The sequence below is a fragment of the Cupriavidus sp. WGlv3 genome (genome assembly GCF_023952475.1).
GTDB lineage: Bacteria > Pseudomonadota > Gammaproteobacteria > Burkholderiales > Burkholderiaceae > Cupriavidus > Cupriavidus phytorum.
Map to the genome: position 1 here is coordinate 93,619 of NZ_JALHRX010000004.1, position 17,944 is coordinate 111,562.

General features: G+C 66.8%; 19 protein-coding genes. 18 read left to right on the forward strand and 1 reads right to left on the reverse strand.

Annotated features, from left to right (window positions below; genetic code table 11):
- Positions 1 to 276 precede the first annotated feature (276 nt).
- The 16 genes from MKD38_RS09355 (at position 277) to MKD38_RS09430 (ending at position 14,662) form a co-directional block, all read left to right on the forward strand.
- Positions 277 to 501, forward strand: a complete 225-nt coding sequence (locus MKD38_RS09355; RefSeq protein ID WP_252676163.1) for a phenol hydroxylase subunit — start codon at positions 277 to 279, stop codon at positions 499 to 501.
- A 60-nt stretch (positions 502 to 561) separates the two neighbouring features.
- Positions 562 to 1,557 (forward strand): aromatic/alkene monooxygenase hydroxylase subunit beta, encoded by a 996-nt coding sequence (locus MKD38_RS09360; protein WP_252676165.1) that lies wholly within the window; start codon positions 562 to 564, stop codon positions 1,555 to 1,557.
- 25 nt (positions 1,558 to 1,582) lie between these two features.
- The gene (locus MKD38_RS09365; protein WP_252676167.1) at positions 1,583 to 1,861 is read left to right on the forward strand and encodes an MmoB/DmpM family protein; all 279 of its coding nucleotides are present in this window, start codon (positions 1,583 to 1,585) and stop codon (positions 1,859 to 1,861) included.
- A 35-nt stretch (positions 1,862 to 1,896) separates the two neighbouring features.
- Positions 1,897 to 3,408, forward strand: coding sequence for an aromatic/alkene/methane monooxygenase hydroxylase/oxygenase subunit alpha (locus MKD38_RS09370; protein ID WP_252676169.1), 1,512 nt, complete (start codon positions 1,897 to 1,899; stop codon positions 3,406 to 3,408).
- 30 nt (positions 3,409 to 3,438) lie between these two features.
- Positions 3,439 to 3,798 carry a phenol hydroxylase subunit P4 gene (locus MKD38_RS09375; RefSeq protein WP_111520028.1) on the forward strand — a complete coding sequence of 120 codons (360 nt, stop codon included), beginning with the start codon at positions 3,439 to 3,441 and terminating at the stop codon, positions 3,796 to 3,798.
- A gap of 31 nt (positions 3,799 to 3,829) precedes the next feature.
- A complete protein-coding gene (locus MKD38_RS09380; RefSeq protein ID WP_252676171.1) occupies positions 3,830 to 4,897 on the forward strand; it encodes an NADH:ubiquinone reductase (Na(+)-transporting) subunit F in 1,068 nt (355 codons plus the stop codon).
- Between the two features lie 15 nt (positions 4,898 to 4,912).
- Entirely contained in the window at positions 4,913 to 5,236 is a 324-nt protein-coding gene (locus MKD38_RS09385) for a 2Fe-2S iron-sulfur cluster binding domain-containing protein (protein WP_252676173.1), read from the forward strand.
- A 33-nt stretch (positions 5,237 to 5,269) separates the two neighbouring features.
- Complete coding sequence (locus MKD38_RS09390) at positions 5,270 to 6,205, forward strand: catechol 2,3-dioxygenase (protein ID WP_252676175.1); 936 nt, start codon at positions 5,270 to 5,272, stop codon at positions 6,203 to 6,205.
- A gap of 111 nt (positions 6,206 to 6,316) precedes the next feature.
- Positions 6,317 to 7,771: a 2-hydroxymuconic semialdehyde dehydrogenase gene (locus MKD38_RS09395; protein ID WP_252676177.1), complete on the forward strand. Its 1,455-nt coding sequence runs from the start codon at positions 6,317 to 6,319 to the stop codon at positions 7,769 to 7,771.
- Positions 7,772 to 7,780: 9 nt separating this feature from the next.
- Positions 7,781 to 8,563 (forward strand): 2-oxopent-4-enoate hydratase, encoded by a 783-nt coding sequence (dmpE, locus tag MKD38_RS09400; protein WP_252676179.1) that lies wholly within the window; start codon positions 7,781 to 7,783, stop codon positions 8,561 to 8,563.
- A gap of 36 nt (positions 8,564 to 8,599) precedes the next feature.
- A complete protein-coding gene (gene dmpH, locus MKD38_RS09405; RefSeq protein WP_252676180.1) occupies positions 8,600 to 9,388 on the forward strand; it encodes a 2-oxo-3-hexenedioate decarboxylase in 789 nt (262 codons plus the stop codon).
- A 20-nt stretch (positions 9,389 to 9,408) separates the two neighbouring features.
- On the forward strand, positions 9,409 to 9,600 hold the full coding sequence (gene thmT, locus MKD38_RS09410; RefSeq protein WP_252676181.1) for a 2-hydroxymuconate tautomerase: 192 nt from the start codon (positions 9,409 to 9,411) through the stop codon (positions 9,598 to 9,600).
- Positions 9,601 to 9,642: 42 nt separating this feature from the next.
- Positions 9,643 to 10,587, forward strand: coding sequence for an acetaldehyde dehydrogenase (acetylating) (locus MKD38_RS09415; RefSeq protein WP_252676182.1), 945 nt, complete (start codon positions 9,643 to 9,645; stop codon positions 10,585 to 10,587).
- A 44-nt stretch (positions 10,588 to 10,631) separates the two neighbouring features.
- Positions 10,632 to 11,687: a 4-hydroxy-2-oxovalerate aldolase gene (gene dmpG / locus MKD38_RS09420; protein ID WP_252676183.1), complete on the forward strand. Its 1,056-nt coding sequence runs from the start codon at positions 10,632 to 10,634 to the stop codon at positions 11,685 to 11,687.
- Positions 11,688 to 11,950: 263 nt separating this feature from the next.
- A complete protein-coding gene (locus tag MKD38_RS09425; RefSeq protein ID WP_252676184.1) occupies positions 11,951 to 13,579 on the forward strand; it encodes a methyl-accepting chemotaxis protein in 1,629 nt (542 codons plus the stop codon).
- A 120-nt stretch (positions 13,580 to 13,699) separates the two neighbouring features.
- On the forward strand, positions 13,700 to 14,662 hold the full coding sequence (locus MKD38_RS09430) for a threo-3-hydroxy-L-aspartate ammonia-lyase (protein ID WP_252676185.1): 963 nt from the start codon (positions 13,700 to 13,702) through the stop codon (positions 14,660 to 14,662).
- A 12-nt stretch (positions 14,663 to 14,674) separates the two neighbouring features.
- Here MKD38_RS09430 and MKD38_RS09435 read toward each other — a convergent pair whose 3' ends face one another.
- Positions 14,675 to 15,580, reverse strand: coding sequence for a LysR family transcriptional regulator (locus tag MKD38_RS09435; protein ID WP_252676187.1), 906 nt, complete (start codon positions 15,578 to 15,580; stop codon positions 14,675 to 14,677).
- A 112-nt stretch (positions 15,581 to 15,692) separates the two neighbouring features.
- Here MKD38_RS09435 and MKD38_RS09440 point away from each other — a divergent pair, with 112 nt between their 5' ends.
- Together MKD38_RS09440 and MKD38_RS09445 are read left to right on the forward strand one after the other, a co-directional pair.
- The gene (locus tag MKD38_RS09440) at positions 15,693 to 16,868 is read left to right on the forward strand and encodes an acyl-CoA dehydrogenase family protein (protein ID WP_252676189.1); all 1,176 of its coding nucleotides are present in this window, start codon (positions 15,693 to 15,695) and stop codon (positions 16,866 to 16,868) included.
- Between the two features lie 26 nt (positions 16,869 to 16,894).
- A complete protein-coding gene (locus MKD38_RS09445; RefSeq protein WP_252676191.1) occupies positions 16,895 to 17,944 on the forward strand; it encodes a hypothetical protein in 1,050 nt (349 codons plus the stop codon).

Here is a 17,944-nt window from a genome sequence, read left to right on the forward strand (position 1 = left end):
CCTTCTCCTGTCCCGCATGCGCTGCTGCGCCGCAGCGCCATCGCCCCCTTCGTTTCATGCTGCCCGCAAACGCCCGCCCGGCGGGGCTTTTGATCATTTGATCAAGGCGCGCGGACCGCTTCATCAATTCATCGATGGCTGTCGTGCCCGCCGTTTCGGGTAAACGCGCACGCTGGCCCCCGCCGATTCCCGGAAACCCTTGTCCCACAACGCCTTGCGGCCGCTGGCACGGTCTTCGCAGTAAGGCCCGCGTCCAGCCACCCCGAGGAGCGCGCCATGACCACCCCGTCCGTCCCGTTGTTCGAAGCCACGCCGCGCTATGTGCGGGTTGAGGGCCGTACCCCGGAAGGGTTTGTGCAATTCGCCTTCAGCGTGGCCGACCCCGAGCTCAACGTCGAACTGATCATGCCGGAGCCGATGTTCGAAGCCTTCTGCTGCGTCAACCGCGTGCGCTTCCTGCCTGCGCTCGAAGCCTCGCCGCAGCCCGAAGCCGACGACTGAAGCGGCTCGTCCACCCGCCGCCACCGCATCACAAAGAGAAGGGATACAGGAGACCAAGCGATGCAAGTCGATATCAAGACCCAGCAGATCCAGCCGCTGCGCCAGACCTACGGCCATGTCGCGCGCCGTTTCGGCGACAAGCCGGCGTCGCGCTACCAGGAGGCGACCTACGACGTGCAGTCGGAGGTGAACTTCCACTACCGCCCCACCTGGGACCCCGGCTTCGAGCTGTACGACAAGCGCCGCACCGCGATCGTGATGCAGGACTGGTATGCGCTGAAGGACCCGCGCCAGTTTTACTACGGCGCCTACGTGACCGCGCGCGGGCGCCAGCAGGACGCCGCCGAGAAGAGCTTTGCCTTCGTCGAGAAGCGCGGCCTGCTGCAGGCGCTGCCGGCCGAATGGCAGGAGCGCCTGGCCACCGGCCTGCTGCCGCTGCGCCACGTGGAGTGGGGCGCCAACATGAACAACTTCTACTGCGCCGACTACGGCTGGGGCACGGCGATCACGCAGGCCTGCACCTATTGCGCCATGGATCGCCTGGGCATTGCCCAGTACCTGTCGCGCATCGGCATGCTGCTCGATGGCAATACCGGCGTCGCGCTGGAGCGGGCCAGGGTGGCCTGGCTGGAGGGCGCCGCGTGGCAGCCGCTGCGCCGCTTCGTCGAACACACCTTTGTCACCGCGGACTGGTTCGAGACCTTCGTGGTCCAGAACCTGGTGCTCGACGGGATGCTCTACCCGCTGGTCTACCAGCACGCCGATGCGGTCATCGCGCGCGCCTGCGGCACCGGGCTGGCGGTGCTGACCGAGTTCATGAACGACTGGCGCGACGAGCATGCGCGCTGGGTCGACGCGGTGGTCCAGGCCGCCGCGGCCGAGTCCGATGCCAACCGCGTGCTGCTGTCCGGCTGGGCGCATGCCGCCGCCGCGCAGGTGGCCGAAGCGCTGGTGCCGGTCGCCAACGCACTGACCGGCGCCGATGGCGCGCAGATGGTCGCGCTGTGCCGCGAGCAGCTTGCAGTGCGGTTGAGCAAGCTTGGCCTTGCCGCCTGACCCCACGGACCCACGGAGCCCACCCATGCACACCGCCGCCAACGTCTACATCGCCCTGCAGAACAACGACGACACCCGCCCCATCATCGACGCCATCACCGAAGCCAACCCGCATGCGGTGGTGTCGCAGTTCCCCGCCATGGTCAAGATCGATGCGCCCGGACACCTCACCATCGTGCGTGAACTGGTGGCCGGCAAGCTCGGACGCGACTGGGACCTGCAGGAGATCCACCTGAACCTGATCTCGCTGTGCGGAAACATCGACGAGGACGAAGACGCCTTCACGCTGCGCTGGAACGCCTGACCGCGCCGCGGCATCGCAAACATCACGGAGACATCATGGACGCACGCAAGAAGCTCAACCTGCGCGAGAAGTACGCCTCGATGACGCGGGACCTGGCCTGGGAAACGACCTACGAGCCGATGGACCAGGTCTTTCCTTTCGACAAGTACGAAGGGATCAAGATCCACGACTGGGACAAGTGGGAAGACCCGTTCCGCATGACCATGGATGCCTACTGGAAATACCAGTCCGAGAAGGAGCGCAAGCTGTACGCGATCATCGATTCGTTCGTGCAGAACAACGGCCACCTCAACGTATCCGACCCGCGCTACCTGAACGCGTTGCGGCTGTTCCTGACCGGCGTGACGCCGCTGGAATACGCCGCGCATCGCGGCTACGCGCATCTGGGCCGGCATTTCCGCGGCGCCGGCGCGCGCGTGGCGGCGCAGATGCAGTCGATCGACGAGCTGCGCCACGCCCAGACCCAGCTGCACACGCTGTCGGTCTACAACAAGTACTTCCACGGCTTTGGCGAGTGGCGCCATATGCACGACCGGGTCTGGTACCTGTCGGTGCCCAAGTCCTACTTCGAGGACGCGATGAGCGCGGGGCCGTTCGAGTTCATCACCGCGATCTCGTTCTCGTTCGAGTACGTGCTAACCAACCTGCTGTTCATGCCGTTCATGTCCGGCGCGGCCTACAACGGCGACATGGCCACGGTGACCTTCGGCTTCTCGGCGCAGTCGGACGAGTCGCGCCACATGACGCTGGGACTGGAGGTGGTCAAGTTCCTGTGCGAGCAGGATCCCGGCAACATCCCGATCCTGCAGAAGTGGCTCGACAAATGGTTCTGGCGCGGCTTCCGCCTGCTGACGCTGGTCGGGATGATGATGGACTACATGCTGCCCAAGCGCGTGATGTCGTGGGCCGAAGCGTGGGAGATGTACTTCGAGCAGGCGGGCGGGGCACTGTTCAAGGACCTGGAGCGCTACGGCCTGCGCATGCCCAAGTACCACGACGTGGCTACCCGCACCAAGGACCGCATCACGCACGAGGCCTGGGCCACGTTCTACAACTATGCGGGTGCCGCCGCCTTCCATACCTGGGTGCCCAGGGCCGACGAGATGGCATGGCTGGCCGAGAAATACCCGCAGACCTTCGAGCGCTACTACAAGCCGCGCCTGGAGCACTGGCAGGCGCGGCAGCAGGCCGGCGAACGCTTCTACAACGCCACGCTGCCGATGCTGTGCCAGACCTGCCAGATCCCGATGGTGTTCTCGGAGCCGGACGACCCGACCCAGACCTGCTACCGCGAAAGCAGCTACCACGGCATGAAGTTCCACTTCTGCTCGGACGGCTGCAAGGACATCTTCGACGACGAGCCCGCCAAGTACGCGCAGGCGTGGCTGCCGGTGCACCAGATCTACCAGGGCAACTGCGGTGGCACCACGCTGGACGACGTGCTCGGGTGGTACCGGCTGAACCCGGGCGCGGACAACCTGGACTTCGAGGGCTCGCAGGACCAGCGCAACTGGAATGCCTGGAAGGGCATCGCGCCGGCCGCCTGAGCGCTCGCATAACAAGATAAGGAGACAACCATGCCCGTCGTATCCATTGGCGACTACACCTTCGCGCCCGCCGATCGCGAAGATGCGTTCCACGGCAACCGCCTGCTCTATATCGGCTGGGACGGCCACTTGCTGTTCTGCGCCCCGCATTGCTTCCCGTTCGCGCCGTCGATGCCGCTGCGCGACGTGGTGGAGCAGGTGCTGCCCGGCGTCTACGGCTATCACCCCGACTTTGCCCGCATCGACTGGGGCCTGGTGCAGTGGCTGCGCGGCGGCCAGCCCTGGCAGCCGGACCTGGACCGCACGCTGGAGCAGAACGGACTGGGGCACAAGGACGTGATCCGCTTCCGCACGCCGGGGCTGGACGGCATCGGCGGCAGCGGCAGCTGAGGCGCCACGGTTCGTACGCAAGGAGACCGAGATGTATTCGCTGACGATTGAACCGATCGGCCAGACCATTCCCATCGCGCCGGGGCAGACCGTACTGGACGCCTGCCTGCGCAGTGGCGTGTGGCTGCCGCACGCCTGCTGCCACGGGCTGTGCGCCACCTGCAAGGTGCAGGTGGTGGACGGCGAGGTCGAGCAGGGCGACGCCTCCGGCTTCGCGCTGATGGATTTCGAGCGCGACAACGGCCAGTGCCTGGCCTGCTGCGCGACCGCGCAGTCAGACCTGGTGATCGAGGCCGATATCGAGGAAGACGTCGATGCGCTGGGCCTGCCGCTGGCCGACTATCGCGCCGAAGTGGTCGAGACGCGCGCGCTGACCCCCACCATCCTGGGCATCTGGCTGCGCGTCAGGGACGGCCGGCGCGCGGCCTTCCAGGCCGGGCAGTATGTCAATCTGCAGGTGCCGGGCTGCGACCAGCCGCGCGCCTTCTCGCTGGCCAATGCGCCCGGGGACGAGCTGGTCGAGCTGCACGTGCGACGCGTGCCCGACGGGCAGGCCACCGGCTACCTGCACGAGCGGCTGGCGGTCGGTGACGAACTGGCATTCTCCGCGCCCTATGGCCGCTTCTTCGTGCGCAAGTCGGCGCAGGTGCCGATGCTGTTCCTGGCGGGCGGCTCCGGCCTGTCCAGTCCGCGCGCGATGATCCTGGACCTGCTGGCCGCCGGCGAGACTCTGCCGATCACGCTGGTGCAAGGCGCGCGCAACCGCGCCGAGCTGTACTACGACGACGAGTTCCAGGCGCTGGCTCAGGCCCATCCCAACTTCTGCTATGTGCCGGCGCTGTCCGACGAACCCGCCGGCAGTGGCTGGAGTGGCGCGCGCGGTTACGTCCACGACGTGCTGCACCAGCTCTACGCAAACGACGGCAGCGCCGACTTCCGCGGGCACAAGGCCTACCTGTGTGGGCCGCCGCCGATGATCGAAGCCTGTATCCGCACGCTGATGCAGGGCCGGCTGTTCGAGGCGGATATCCATACCGAGAAATTCCTGTCGGCGGCCGACGCGCACAACAGCGCGCGCAGCCCGCTGTTCAAGATCTGAGCGGGGAGGCCATGCATGCATACCGTAGAAATCGCCGGCAGCGGCCAGCGCTACGCCTGCGCGACGGGACAGAACCTGCTGCGTGCCATGGAAGTGCTGGGCCAGCGTGGCATTCCCGCCGGCTGCCGCGGTGGCGGCTGCGGCGTGTGCAAGGTCCGTATTGAGGCGGGACAGTACCACGTCGGCAAGATGAGCCGGGCCTGCCTGACCGAGGCCGAGCAGCGCGCGGGGCTGGTGCTGGCCTGCAAGACCTATCCGGATAGCGATATCCGGCTGCGTCCGGTGGCGCTGCTGCAGCGCTGCCTGGAGCGGCATGCCGGCCAGCACGAACCCGCATGACCGGGAAGTGAACCCCAACACAAGGAGACAGAAATGGCATTGACAGGCGTATTGCGCCCGGGGCATGTGGCCCTGCGCGTGCTGGAGCTGGAACCGGCGCTGAAACACTATACCGAGGTGCTCGGCTTGATCGAAACCGCGCGCGATGCCCAGGGCCGCGTGTTCCTGAAGGCCTGGGACGAGCACGACCACCACAGCGTGGTGCTGCGCGAGGCCGACAGCCCGGGCATGGACTACATGGGCTTCCGCGTCGACAGCGGCCACACGCTGGAGCGGCTGGCGCGGGAGGTCGAGCAATCGGGGCTGGCCACCGCTTGCCAGTGGATACCCGCCGGCGAGCACCCGCACACCGGCGTGCGCTTCCGCTTCACCATCCCGACCGGCCATGCGATCGAGCTGTTCGCGGACAAGGACAAGCCCGGCTGCAAGACCGGCGACCTCAATCCCGATCCCTGGCCGGATGACCTGCGTGGCATGGCGCCGAGCCGCTTCGACCATTGCCTGCTGTATGGCGATGATGTCGACGGCACCGTCAAGCTGTTCCGTGAGGTGCTTGGCTTCTCGCTGGCGGAGCAGGTGGTGGCGGGGCCGGATGGCGAGACGCTGATCGGCGCCTTCCTGACCTGCTCGAACAAGGCCCACGACATCGCGTTTATCCGCCACCCGGAGAAGAACCGCTTCCACCATGCCTCGTTCCTGCTCGACAACTGGGGCGAGGTGCTGAAGGCGGCCGACATCATCTCCAAGAAGGACGTCTCGCTCGATATCGGTCCCACCCGCCATGGCATCACGCGCGGCGCGACGATCTACTTCTTCGACCCCTCCGGCAACCGCAACGAGGTCTTCTCCGGCGGCTATATCCACTATCCGGACAAGCCCACCATCACCTGGACCGACAACGAGCTGGGGCGCGCGATTTTCTATCACGACAGGAAGCTGAACGAAGCGTTCTTGAATGTACTGACCTGAGCGCGAGCGCGCGCCTCCCGCTGGTTTGCTCCTTCTCCCGCAGGCGGGAGAGGGCGCAACCAATCGGCAAGCCAACAGCCCGGGCAAGTATCAGCCCCAACGAGAACCAACATGAAACACTTCAAGAACTTCATCAACGGCGAGTGGGTCGGCACCGCACGCACGTTCGAGAACCGCAACCCCGCCGACAACACCCTGATCGGCCACGTGCACGAGGCCGGTCAGGCCGAGGTCGACGCCGCCGTGCAGGCAGCGCGCCAAGCGCTGCACGGCCCGTGGGGCCGGATGTCCGTGGCGCAGCGGGTCGAGCTGCTGCACGGGGTGGCAGACGGCATCAACCGGCGCTTCGACGAATTCGTGCAGGCCGAGATCGCCGATACCGGCAAGCCCTTCGGCCTGGCCAGCCATATCGACATCCCGCGCGGCGCGGCCAATTTCAAGGTCTTTGCCGACCTGATCCGCAACGTGCCGACCGAGAGCTTTGCCATGGACACTCCGGACGGCGGCAGGGCCATCAATTATGCGGTGCGCAGCCCGCGCGGGGTGATCGGCGTGGTGTGCCCGTGGAACCTGCCGCTGCTGCTGATGACGTGGAAGGTCGGGCCGGCACTGGCCTGCGGCAACACCGTGGTGGTCAAGCCGTCGGAGGAAACCCCGGCCACCGCGACGCTGCTGGGCGAGGTGATGAACGAAGCCGGCGTGCCGGCGGGTGTCTACAACGTCGTGCATGGCTTTGGCCCGGATTCGGCCGGGGCGTTCCTGACCGCGCATCCGCAGGTCAACGGCATCACCTTCACCGGCGAAACCCGCACCGGCGAGGCCATCATGAAGGCCGCGGCCAATGGCGTGCGGCCGGTATCTTTCGAACTGGGCGGCAAGAACGCCGGCATCGTGTTTGCCGATGCCAACTTCGACCAGGCCGTGGCCGGCATCGCGCGCTCGGCCTTCGAGAACAGCGGCCAGGTCTGCCTGGGCACCGAGCGCGTCTACGTGCAGCGCCCCGTGTTCGAGCGCTTTGTCGCCGCACTGAAGGCGAAGGCCGAGGGCCTGAAGCTGGGGCGGCCCACCGAGCCCGGCGTGAACATGGGACCGTTGGTGTCGCATGAGCACCGCGACAAGGTGCTGGCCTACTACCGCAAGGCCGCCGAGGCCGGCGCCACGGTGGTCACCGGCGGCGGCGTGCCGCAGATGCCGGGCGCGCTCGCCGAAGGCGCCTGGGTGCAGCCCACCATCTGGACCGGCCTGCCGGAAAGCGCCGCCGTGATCCGCGAGGAGATCTTCGGGCCGTGCTGCCACATCGCCCCGTTCGACACCGAAGCGGAAGTGATCGCGCTGGCCAACGACACCCCATACGGCCTCGCTGCCACGGTCTGGACCGGCGACCTCGGCACCGCCCATCGCATGGGCAGCGCGCTGGACGTCGGCATCTGCTGGATCAACGCCTGGTTCCTGCGTGACCTGCGTACCGCCTTTGGTGGCGCCAAACAGTCGGGCATCGGCCGCGAGGGTGGTGTCCATTCGCTCGAGTTTTACACCGAGCTTCGCAACGTCTGCGTCCGCCTGTGAGATCCCAACATGCATAGCGAACTTATCCTCGAGATCGGCGCCGGCCTGCACCAGGCGCTTGCCACGCGACGCCCGCTGGCGCCGCTGACCGAATTCTGGCCGGACCTGACCATCGACGATGCCTACCGCATCCAGCTGGCGATGGTGCAGCACCGGCTCGACGCCGGCGAACGCGTGGTCGGCAAGAAGATCGGCGTGACCAGCCGCGTGGTGATGGACATGCTGGACGTGCGCCAGCCCGATTTTGGTCATCTGCTGTCGGGCATGGTCTATGCCGACGGCGCGGCGATTCCCGCCGATACGCTGATTGCGCCCAAGGCCGAAGGCGAGATTGCCTTCGTGCTGAAGGAAGACCTGCTAGGGCCGGGCGTGACCAATGCCGACGTGCTGCGCGCCACCGCCTGGGTGCTGCCATGCTTCGAGATCGTCGATTCGCGCATCCGCGACTGGAACATCCGGATCCAGGACACGGTGGCGGACAACGCCTCGTCAGGCGTGTTCGTGCTGGGCGATGCCGCGGTGGATCCGCGCCATTTGGACCTGGCCACGGTCGGCATGACGCTGGAGAAGAACGGCGAGATCGTCGCCACCGGCGCCGGCGCGGCCGCGCTGGGGCATCCCGTCAACGCGGTGGCTTGGCTGGCCAATACGCTGGGGCGACTGGGCATCGGGCTGAAGCGCGGCGAAGTGATCTTGTCCGGATCGCTCGCCGCGATGGTGCCCGTGGCCGCCGGCGACCAGCTGCGCATCAGCCTGGGCGGCATCGGCTCGGCCGGGGTGCGCTTTGTCTGACCTCCGTCCATTCATCAATCCAGCGGAAAACCAGCCATGAACCTGATAGAAGACACTATCGCCCATCTCGCCGAACACCTGGAAAACGCAGAGCTGCGGCACGAGGCGGTGCGCAAGATCACCGACGAGTACCCGGAGATGGACTGGGACGACGCCTACGCCATCCAGGACGCCATCCGTGCGCGCAAGACCGCGCGCGGCACCCGCATTGCCGGGCTCAAGATGGGCCTGACCTCGTTCGCCAAGATGCGTCAGATGGGCGTGAGCGAGCCGGTGTACGGCTTTCTCACCGACTACGGCGCCTGCATGGACGGCGCCGCCATCGATACCGGCACGCTGATCCATCCCAAGGTCGAGGCCGAGATCGCCTTCGTGCTGAAGGCGCCGCTCAAGGGTCCGGGCTGTCATATCGGCGACGTGCTGGCCGCGACCGACTTCGTGGTGCCGGCGGTAGAGGTGATCGACTCGCGCTACGAGAACTTCCGCTTCGACCTGAAAAGCGTGATTGCCGACAACACCTCGTCGGCACGCTTCGTGGTGGGCGGCACGCACCGCGGCACCGAAGGGCTGGACCTGAAGAACCTGGGCGTGGTGCTGGAGAAGAACGGCGAGGTGGTGGCCACCGCCGCCGGCGCGGCGGTGCTGGGCCACCCGGCCAACAGCGTCGCCATGCTCGCCAACATGCTTGGCGCGCGCGGGCGCGAACTGCCGGCCGGCACCTTCATCATGACCGGCGGCGTCACCGAAGCCATCGCGGTGGCAGCCGGCGACAGCATCACCGTGCGCTACCAGCACCTGGGCACCGTGTCGATGCGCTTCACCTGATCCTGACAAGGAGACACAACATGCCGATCGTGCAGGTCTTCCTGATCGAAGGCCGCACCGAAGAACAGAAGGCGCGCCTGATCCGCGCGCTGACCGACGCCGCGGTCGAGGCAGTGGGCGCGCCGGTGGAAACCGTGCGCGTGATGATCACCGAGGTGCCGAAGACGCAGTTCGGCATCGGCGGCAAGACTGCCAGGGAACTGGGCCGCTGACGCGGCGTCCAGAGCAACCAGACATAACGAGCAGGAAGGGACATGGACATGAAAGCAAGCGGCCGCCACAAGGTGGCCATCATCGGGTCCGGCAATATCGGCACCGACCTGATGATCAAGGTGATGCGGCACGGCCGCCATCTGGAAATGGGGGCGATGGTGGGCATCGATGCCGCGTCGGACGGGCTGGCGCGCGCCGCGCGCCTGGGGGTGCCGACGACGGCTGCAGGCATCGAAGGACTGGTCGGCATGGCGGGCTTCGACGAGATCCGCATCGCCTTCGATGCCACCTCCGCCGGCGCCCACGCGCATCACAACCGCGTGCTGCAGCAGCACGGCGTGCGCGTGGTCGACCTGACGCCGGCATCGATCGGTCCTTACGTGGTGCCCGTGGTCAACCTCGACCAGCACCTGGACGCACGCAACATCAATATGGTCACCTGCGGCGGACAGGCCACCATCCCCATGGTGGCGGCGGTGTCGCGCGTGGCCAGGGTGCATTACGCCGAGATCGTGGCGTCGATCTCCAGCAAGTCGGCCGGACCCGGCACGCGCGCCAATATCGACGAGTTCACGGAAACCACCAGCCGGGCGCTGTGCTCGGTGGGCGGCGCCGCGCGTGGCAAGGCCATCATCGTGCTGAACCCGGCGGAACCACCGCTGATGATGCGCGACACGGTCTTCACCCTGTCGGAGGACGGCGATGAAGCGGAAATTGCCGCAAGCGTCGAAGCCATGGCGCAGGCGGTGCAGGCCTATGTGCCGGGCTACCGGCTCAAGCAGCGCGTGCAGTTCGAGCGCATCGCTGCGTCGGCGCCGCTGAACATCCCCGGACTGGGGCCGATGCACGGGCTCAAGACCTCGATCTTCCTGGAGGTGGAAGGCGCCGCGCATTACCTGCCTGCCTACGCCGGCAACCTCGACATCATGACCAGCGCCGCGCTGGCCTGCGCCGAGCGCCTGGCCGAGACCCGGCTGTCGGCATGAGCGCGGCGCCACGCCATGAACGCATCGAAAGCAGGAAGACCAACATGACCGCACAACCTACCAAGAAGCTCTATATCTCCGACGTGACGCTGCGCGACGGCAGTCACGCCATCCGCCACCAGTACAGCCTGGAACACGTGCGCCGCATTGCCGCGGCGCTCGACGCGGCCCGCGTCGATTCGATCGAAGTGGCGCACGGCGATGGGCTGTCGGGCTCCAGCTTCAACTACGGCTTCGGCGCGCACACGGACCTGGAATGGATTGCCGCGGTGGCCGAAACCGTGCGCCATGCCCGCGTGGCCACGCTGCTGCTGCCCGGCGTGGGCACCGTGCATGACCTGCGCGCCGCCTACGACGCCGGTGCGCGCGTGGTGCGCGTGGCCACGCACTGCACCGAGGCCGACGTCTCGCGCCAGCATATCGAATACGCGCACAAACTCGGCATGGATACCGTCGGCTTCCTGATGATGAGCCACATGACCACGCCTGCGGCGCTGGCGCAGCAGGCCAAGCTGATGGAAAGCTACGGCGCCCAGTGCGTGTATGTGGTCGATTCCGGCGGCGCGCTGGGCATGCAGGACGTGCGCGAGCGCTTTCGCGCGTTCAAGGATGTGCTGCGGCCGGAAACCCAGACCGGCATGCATGCCCACCACAACCTGAGCCTGGGCGTGGCCAACTCGATTGTCGCGGTGGAGGAAGGCTGCGACCGCATCGACGCCAGCCTGGCCGGCATGGGCGCCGGCGCTGGCAATGCACCGCTCGAGGTCTTTATCGCCGCCGCCGAACGCCTGGGCTGGCAGCACGGCTGCGATCTTTATACGCTGATGGATGCCGCCGACGACATCGTGCGCCCGCTACAGGACCGCCCCGTCCGCGTCGACCGCGAGACCCTGGCGCTGGGCTACGCCGGGGTCTATTCCAGCTTCCTGCGCCACGCCGAAGCCGCCGCGGCGCGCTACGGGCTGGGCACGGTCGACATCCTGGTCGAGCTGGGCAAGCGGCGCATGGTGGGCGGGCAGGAGGACATGATCGTGGATGTTGCGCTGGACCTGCTGGCGCGGCGCGATGCGCCTACCGTCGGGCGTAGCGCTGGAGTGTGAGTCGCGGCGCACCCTTTGCACTCCCTCGCGCCCATTGCACCCGCCCCCCCACTCTCGTAGGGAACAGTTCCCCGCAACCTTACCGTTAGCCCCCGCAACAAAGAGCACGGATGCCAGCCAGGGCCATGCGCCCTGGCGATCCCGCATATCGTGTCGACCGGCAGGAACGGGCGCGCAGTGGCATGCCGCAGTCGGCATGCAACAGGGTTAGAACCATAACAACGGAAGCGCATACGTCTTCTTGGACGGTAAGGGGAGTGATCATGAGTATTTTCAGGAGTCTGTCCATCCGCACGCGGCTGCTGGCCGGGTTCGGCATGCTGGCGGGCGTGGTGCTGGTGGTATCGGCGTATTCGATGCATGCGCTTGGCGAGGCGACGGCGGGTTTCAATGACTACCTGAACGGGTTGAATGCCCGGGCGGAAATGGCGGCGCAGGTGCGCAACGCGGTCGACCGGCGCGCCATCGCGGCGCGCAACCTGGTGCTGGTGACGGACGCCGCCGAGCTGGAGCGCGAGAAGGCCGATGCCCTGCGCGCGCACGAAGACGTGCAGACCCGGCTGGCGCGGCTCAGCGAGATGGTGCGCCAACCTGGCGTCAGCGACGAGGCGCGCAAGCTGGTGGAGGAGGTCGCCAAGGTGGAGGCGCAGTATGGTCCGGTCGCCACCGGCATTGTCGGGCTGGCAGTCGAGCGCAAGATCGAGGAAGCCATCGGCCGGATCGACAAGCAATGCCGTCCGTTGCTGGCGGCGCTGATCAGGTCGACCGATGCCTACGCCGAGTTCACCAGGAGCCGCCAGAAGGAAATGGAGCGCAGGCTCGAGGCGGACTACGAGCGCCAGCGCAACCTGCTGGTGCTGATTTCGCTGGTGTCCGCGGTCATTGCGCTTGCCGGCGGCGTGCTGATCACGCGTGCCATCACGCGCCCGATCCAGCGCGCCGTGGAGGTGGCCGGCACCGTCGCCGGCGGCGACCTGGGCGCGCGCATCGAAGTGGACCGCGATGACGAGACCGGCCGCCTGCTGGCGGCATTGCGCGACATGAACGAGCGCCTGACCGGCACCGTCACCCGCGTGCGCGCCAGCAGCGGCAATATCGCCATCAGCACCAGCGAGATTGCCCGCGGCAACGCCGACCTGAGCAGCCGCACCGAGGAGCAGGCGGCCTCGCTGGAGCAGACCGCGGCGAGCATGGAGGAGCTGACCGAGACCGTGCGCCAGAACACCGAGAATGCGCGCCAGGCCAGCGAACTCGCGCGCAACGCCGCCGATGTGGCGCAACGCGGCAGCACCACGGTGCAGCGCGTGGTCGGCACGATGCAGGACATCAGCGCCAGCTCGAGCAAGATCGCGGAGATCACCGGCATCATCGAGGGCATTGCGTTCCAGACCAATATCCTGGCGCTGAACGCCGCGGTGGAAGCGGCGCGCGCCGGCGAACAGGGCCGCGGCTTTGCCGTGGTGGCGAGCGAGGTGCGCGGGCTGGCCCAGCGTTCCTCCAGCGCGGCCAAGGAAATCAAGGACCTGATCGAGGCGTCGGGACGGCAGGTTCAGGATGGTTCGTCGCTGGCCAGCGAGGCCGGCCAGACCATGACCGAGGTGACCCAGGCGGTGGCGCGCGTGACCGGCATCGTCGAGGAGATCGCGACGGCGTCGGCCGAGCAGACCCGCGGCATCGAGCAGGTCAACCAGGCCATCGTGCAGATCGACCAGGTCACGCAGCAGAACGCATCGCTGGTGAGCGAAGCGGCCAATGCCTCGCGCGCGCTGGAAGAGCAGGGCCGCGAACTGAGCGAGGTGGTGGCGTTCTTCCGCCTGCCTGGTGAGGGTAGTGGACGTGTCGGGGCGCCCGGTTTGGCACAGCGTGCGGTGGGTGCGATGGCAACGGCGTAGCGCCGCCGTACTCCCTCTCCCTCCGGGAGAGGGGAGCAAACCGGGAGCAAACCGGCGGATGCATCGGCGGCGCGGGGCGGGTAGACTTGCCTGTCCCACTTCCCTTCCATCGCCACCGCCATGACCGCCCTGCCGATCTCCTTCGACGACGTTGCCGCCGCGCACGAACGCATCCGCGCGGCTGCCCATCGCACCCCGGTGCTGACCTCCGCCACCGCCGACGCGGCCACCGGGGCGCAGCTGTTCTTCAAGTGCGAGAACTTCCAGCGCATCGGTGCCTTCAAGTTCCGCGGCGCCTACAACGCCATTGCCCAGTTCACGCCGCAGCAGAAGGCGGGCGGGGTGCTGGCGTTCTCTTCCGGCAACCACGCGCAGGCGATCGCGCTGTCCGCGCGCCTGCTGGGCGTGCAGGCGGTGATCGTGATGCCGCAGGACGCCCCCGCGATCAAGATCGAGGCCACGCGCGGCTATGGCGCCGAGGTGGTGCTGTACGACCGCTACCGCGACGACCGCGAGGCCCTGGGCCGGCGCATCGCCGGGGAGCGCGGCATGACGCTGATCCCGCCCTACGACCACCCGCATGTGATGGCCGGACAAGGCACGGCGGCCAAGGAACTGTTCGAGGAAACCGGTCCGCTGGACATGCTGGTGGTGTGCCTGGGCGGCGGTGGCCTGCTGTCCGGCTGCGCGGTTGCGGCACAGGCGATGGCGCCCGGATGCGCCGTGTACGGTGTCGAGCCCGAGGCCGGCAACGACGGCCAGCGCAGCCTGCGCAGCGGCGAGATCGTTCGCATCGACACCCCGCGCACTATTGCCGACGGGGCGCAGACGCCGTACCTGGGCAACCACACCTTCGCCGTGATCCGCGAACTGGTGACGGATATCGCCACCGTGTCTGACGTCGAACTGGTCGAGACCATGAAGTTCTTCGCCGGCCGCATGAAGATCGTCACCGAGCCCACCGGCTGCCTGGCCGCGGCCGCGGTGCTGCATGGCAAGCTCGATGTGAAGGGCAAGCGCGTGGGTATTATCGTGTCGGGCGGGAATGTGGACCTGCGTGCGTTTGCGGGCTTTGTCGGCTAGCGCGGCCGGCGCTCAGCTCTTTGCCGCCATGCTCGCGTCCACGGCTTGCTTCACGAAGGCCCTGACCGCGGGCGACATCTCGCGCCGGCGATAGGCCAGCGCGAGATGGACTGCCAGGCGGAAATCCGCAACCGGTTTGTAGAAGACCCCAGGCTGCGAGAAGTTCTGCATCGACTCCGGCACGATCGCGACCCCGTACCCCGCGGAGGCGAGGCTGGCGGCCGAAATAAAGTCCTGCACGCGATACTCCAGGCGCGGCGTAAAGCCTCCCGCCTTTCCCAGCGCGGTCAATGCGAAGCCAAATCCTTCCTCGTCGGCAAACTGCGGAATGATGAACGGCTGATCGGCAAACTCCCGGGCCGCAACCGGTCCGCGCCTGGCCAGCGGGTGGTGGCTTGCCATCGCAGTCAGCAAGCGCTCGGTTTGCACGATCTTCGTCTCGATTCCTGCCGGACCTAGTCGCCGTGGCCTGACGATGCCCACGTCGATCCGGCCATCGTTCAGCGCGTCGAGCTGGCGTGGCGTCTCCATGGGTACGACCTCGACCCGGACCAGCTCATGGTGCTTGCGGAAGTCACCCAACATCCTTGACAACAGACCGGTGCTGACGCCGGAGGCGACGTAGCCAATGCGGATAACCCCGGCAAGCCCTCTGGCAGCCAGCCGGCCGACCTGGTCGGCGCGCGCTATGTGGCGCAATGCGGCTTCCGCTTCCGCGTAGAACAGCCGGCCGGCATCGGTCAGCGTGACCGGCTTGCGCTTGTTGCGGTTCAGCAGCGGGACGCCCAGGTCTTTCTCCAGCCGCTGGATCTGCGTGCTCAGGCCTGACTGCGCAACCCCCAGGCGATCCGCCGCCTTCGCAAAGTGAAGTTCCTCCGCTACCGCGAGGAAGCACTGCAGTTGACGGACATCGAGCATCGTTTAATCGCAAAAGCAGAACAAAGATTACTCCATGCTAGCTGGAGCGTATCAAAGATTCCAGATGAAATGACGCCATCGACTAGCCAAGAGGCATGACAGGAGACCGCATATGAATGAGCTTTGGCACCCGCAATTGGGCGAGTCCGAATCGAGGTGGCAACAACAGGCGCAAGCCTTGACCGCGCAAGCCTTTGCGCCACTGGCCGAGGCAATCGACCGGGACCAACGCTATCCGGTCGAGCATCTGCCCAGGCTGCTCGAGGCGACGATCTCCGGCATGTTCGTGCCGAAGGCATATGGCGGCGAAGGTGCATCGCTGACGGCCGTGGTCGCCGTGGTCGAAGCCGTGGCACAGGGTTGCGCGTCGACGTCGGCGATCCTGGCGGCGCTGGCACTGGGCGCGTTTCCGATTCTGCTGGCCGGCAGTGAAGCCCAGAAGCAGGCGCTGCTCGGCGGACTGGCCCGGCGCGGTGAGGCGGTGAACTTTGCCCTCAGCGAACGCGAAGCAGGTTCCGACCCGTCGGCCATCCAGGCGACGGCGGTGCGCGAGGGCGACGGCTGGCGTATTCGTGGCGAGAAGTGCTGGCTGGGCAACGGTGGCCACTCGAAGCATTTCATCGTCTTTGCCCGCACCGGCGACGTGGCCACGCGCAAGGCGATTTCAGCATTCGTGGTGCCGCGGGATACCGAGGGTCTTGTCGTCGATTTCTATGAAGACAAGATGGGCATCCGTGGCACGACAACGACCAACCTCAGGCTCGACGTCTGGGTGCCGGCAGACAGCATCGTTGGCGCCGAAGGCGATGGCCTCAAGCTGGCTCTGGCAACGCTCACTGTCGGGCGGGTGGTGGTGGCGGCCCAGGCCAACGGCATCGCGCTCTGTGCGTACCACGCCGCGCGGCGCTACGCGGTGACCCGCAAGACCTTTGGCCACACCCTGATCGACCATCAGGGCGTCGGCTTCAAGCTGGCCGATGCGGCCATGCACCTGTCGGCGGCGCGCATGTTCACGTATGAAGCGGCTCGCCGCTATGACGAGGGCAAGGACATCGGAACGCTCGGCGCCATGGCCAAGCTCTATGCCAGCGAAGCGTCCCATGATGTCGTGGACGACGCGGTGCAGATCCTTGGTGGCCGGGGCTATGTGAAACCGAATGTCGTGGAGCGATGCTATCGCGACCAGCGCATTGTCGAGATCTACGAAGGTACGTCTGAAATCCAGCGCATTGTTCTTGCACGGGCCGTCAAGAAGGGTGCGCTCGCCGATATCGAGGCCGCGCAATGACGCATATGAAGCCAACGGATGCCGGGATGCCGAACCCGGAACCATACCAGCCGCAGGCTGGCTGGCGCGCCGTCGCCGGCCTCTACCACGCGTTTTTCACCGGTATCGTCTTGTCGACCGTGACCCGCAAGGGAACGCCGGCGGCGGCGGAACTGGTCTACGAGATCTTCTGCCGCCAGCGCCGCGAGCGCTTCCTGGCCGGACTGCGCAAGCTTGGCATCGACGGACTGCCGCCAGCGGTGGCGGCGGCCCAGTATCACTACCTCTCAAACCATATTGGCGGCGTCGCCGTGCAGTACATGCACGAGAGCGACCGGAAGGCGTGGATCCGCTACAACGCGCCGCGCTGGATCTGGTCCGGCACGGCGCTTTGCGGCATTCCTTCCGAAGTCTCGCGCGCGATGCTGGCAGGCTGGCATGCCCAGAATGGCGTGACCCTCGGCAAACCGCGCCTGGGCTTTGTCTGCACCAAGCAGGCAGCAGACGGGCAATCCGGTCTGGAAGGCTACTACTACGAATACGACCATGAGCTCGAGCCCCATGAGCGGCTTCGTTTTGCGCGCAATGAAGTGGCGCCGGACTTCGATGCTGCCGCGGCACCGACCCTGCCTACCGACGCCTGGCCGCAGGCACGGCTAGACAAGGCCAGGCGCAACTACGCGATGGAATACGTGCGCACCGCGCTTCCCGTCGCGGCAAACCTCTGGGGACCGCATGAAGCGGAGCGGCTGCTGCGGCTGACAGCAAGGATGATCGGCATGCAGTTCTATCACGAGACCGCTGCGCAGCTCGGCACACCGGTCGACAAATCCGCTGCCAGCTTCGCCAGGTTCATGGAGACGCTGGCGCGAGCCCAGGATGATGCGTGCGAAATCGGCGGCTTCGGCAGCCAGGTCTACCAACGCGGCTGGACGCTGATGGATTCGGTGGCCGACGCGCATCCCTGCGTGGCCGACGCATGGTGCGGCCTGTTCGAAGGCGCGCTGGCAGCGCACAACCATCGCCTGTCCCTGAAAACCAGCTGGCACAAGGGCAAGCAAGGCTATGCCTTTGAGTGGGCGATCGAAGGAGACTGA

What these genes read in the sequence shown, in the direction of transcription:
- dmpE (WP_252676179.1), top strand. Translation starts at nt 7,781, where the DNA reads ATGCATAGCGAACTTATCCTCGAGATCGGCGCCGGCCTGCACCAGGCG.
- MKD38_RS09385 (WP_252676173.1), top strand. Translation starts at nt 4,913, where the DNA reads ATGCATACCGTAGAAATCGCCGGCAGCGGCCAGCGCTACGCCTGCGCG.
- MKD38_RS09365 (WP_252676167.1), top strand. Translation starts at nt 1,583, where the DNA reads ATGCACACCGCCGCCAACGTCTACATCGCCCTGCAGAACAACGACGAC.
- thmT (WP_252676181.1), top strand. Translation starts at nt 9,409, where the DNA reads ATGCCGATCGTGCAGGTCTTCCTGATCGAAGGCCGCACCGAAGAACAG.
- MKD38_RS09395 (WP_252676177.1), top strand. Translation starts at nt 6,317, where the DNA reads ATGAAACACTTCAAGAACTTCATCAACGGCGAGTGGGTCGGCACCGCA.
- MKD38_RS09355 (WP_252676163.1), top strand. Translation starts at nt 277, where the DNA reads ATGACCACCCCGTCCGTCCCGTTGTTCGAAGCCACGCCGCGCTATGTG.
- MKD38_RS09430 (WP_252676185.1), top strand. Translation starts at nt 13,700, where the DNA reads ATGACCGCCCTGCCGATCTCCTTCGACGACGTTGCCGCCGCGCACGAA.
- MKD38_RS09445 (WP_252676191.1), top strand. Translation starts at nt 16,895, where the DNA reads ATGCCGAACCCGGAACCATACCAGCCGCAGGCTGGCTGGCGCGCCGTC.
- MKD38_RS09380 (WP_252676171.1), top strand. Translation starts at nt 3,830, where the DNA reads ATGTATTCGCTGACGATTGAACCGATCGGCCAGACCATTCCCATCGCG.
- dmpH (WP_252676180.1), top strand. Translation starts at nt 8,600, where the DNA reads ATGAACCTGATAGAAGACACTATCGCCCATCTCGCCGAACACCTGGAA.
- MKD38_RS09390 (WP_252676175.1), top strand. Translation starts at nt 5,270, where the DNA reads ATGGCATTGACAGGCGTATTGCGCCCGGGGCATGTGGCCCTGCGCGTG.
- MKD38_RS09360 (WP_252676165.1), top strand. Translation starts at nt 562, where the DNA reads ATGCAAGTCGATATCAAGACCCAGCAGATCCAGCCGCTGCGCCAGACC.
- MKD38_RS09370 (WP_252676169.1), top strand. Translation starts at nt 1,897, where the DNA reads ATGGACGCACGCAAGAAGCTCAACCTGCGCGAGAAGTACGCCTCGATG.
- MKD38_RS09435 (WP_252676187.1), bottom strand. Translation starts at nt 15,580, where the DNA reads ATGCTCGATGTCCGTCAACTGCAGTGCTTCCTCGCGGTAGCGGAGGAA.
- MKD38_RS09415 (WP_252676182.1), top strand. Translation starts at nt 9,643, where the DNA reads ATGGACATGAAAGCAAGCGGCCGCCACAAGGTGGCCATCATCGGGTCC.
- MKD38_RS09440 (WP_252676189.1), top strand. Translation starts at nt 15,693, where the DNA reads ATGAATGAGCTTTGGCACCCGCAATTGGGCGAGTCCGAATCGAGGTGG.
- dmpG (WP_252676183.1), top strand. Translation starts at nt 10,632, where the DNA reads ATGACCGCACAACCTACCAAGAAGCTCTATATCTCCGACGTGACGCTG.
- MKD38_RS09375 (WP_111520028.1), top strand. Translation starts at nt 3,439, where the DNA reads ATGCCCGTCGTATCCATTGGCGACTACACCTTCGCGCCCGCCGATCGC.
- MKD38_RS09425 (WP_252676184.1), top strand. Translation starts at nt 11,951, where the DNA reads ATGAGTATTTTCAGGAGTCTGTCCATCCGCACGCGGCTGCTGGCCGGG.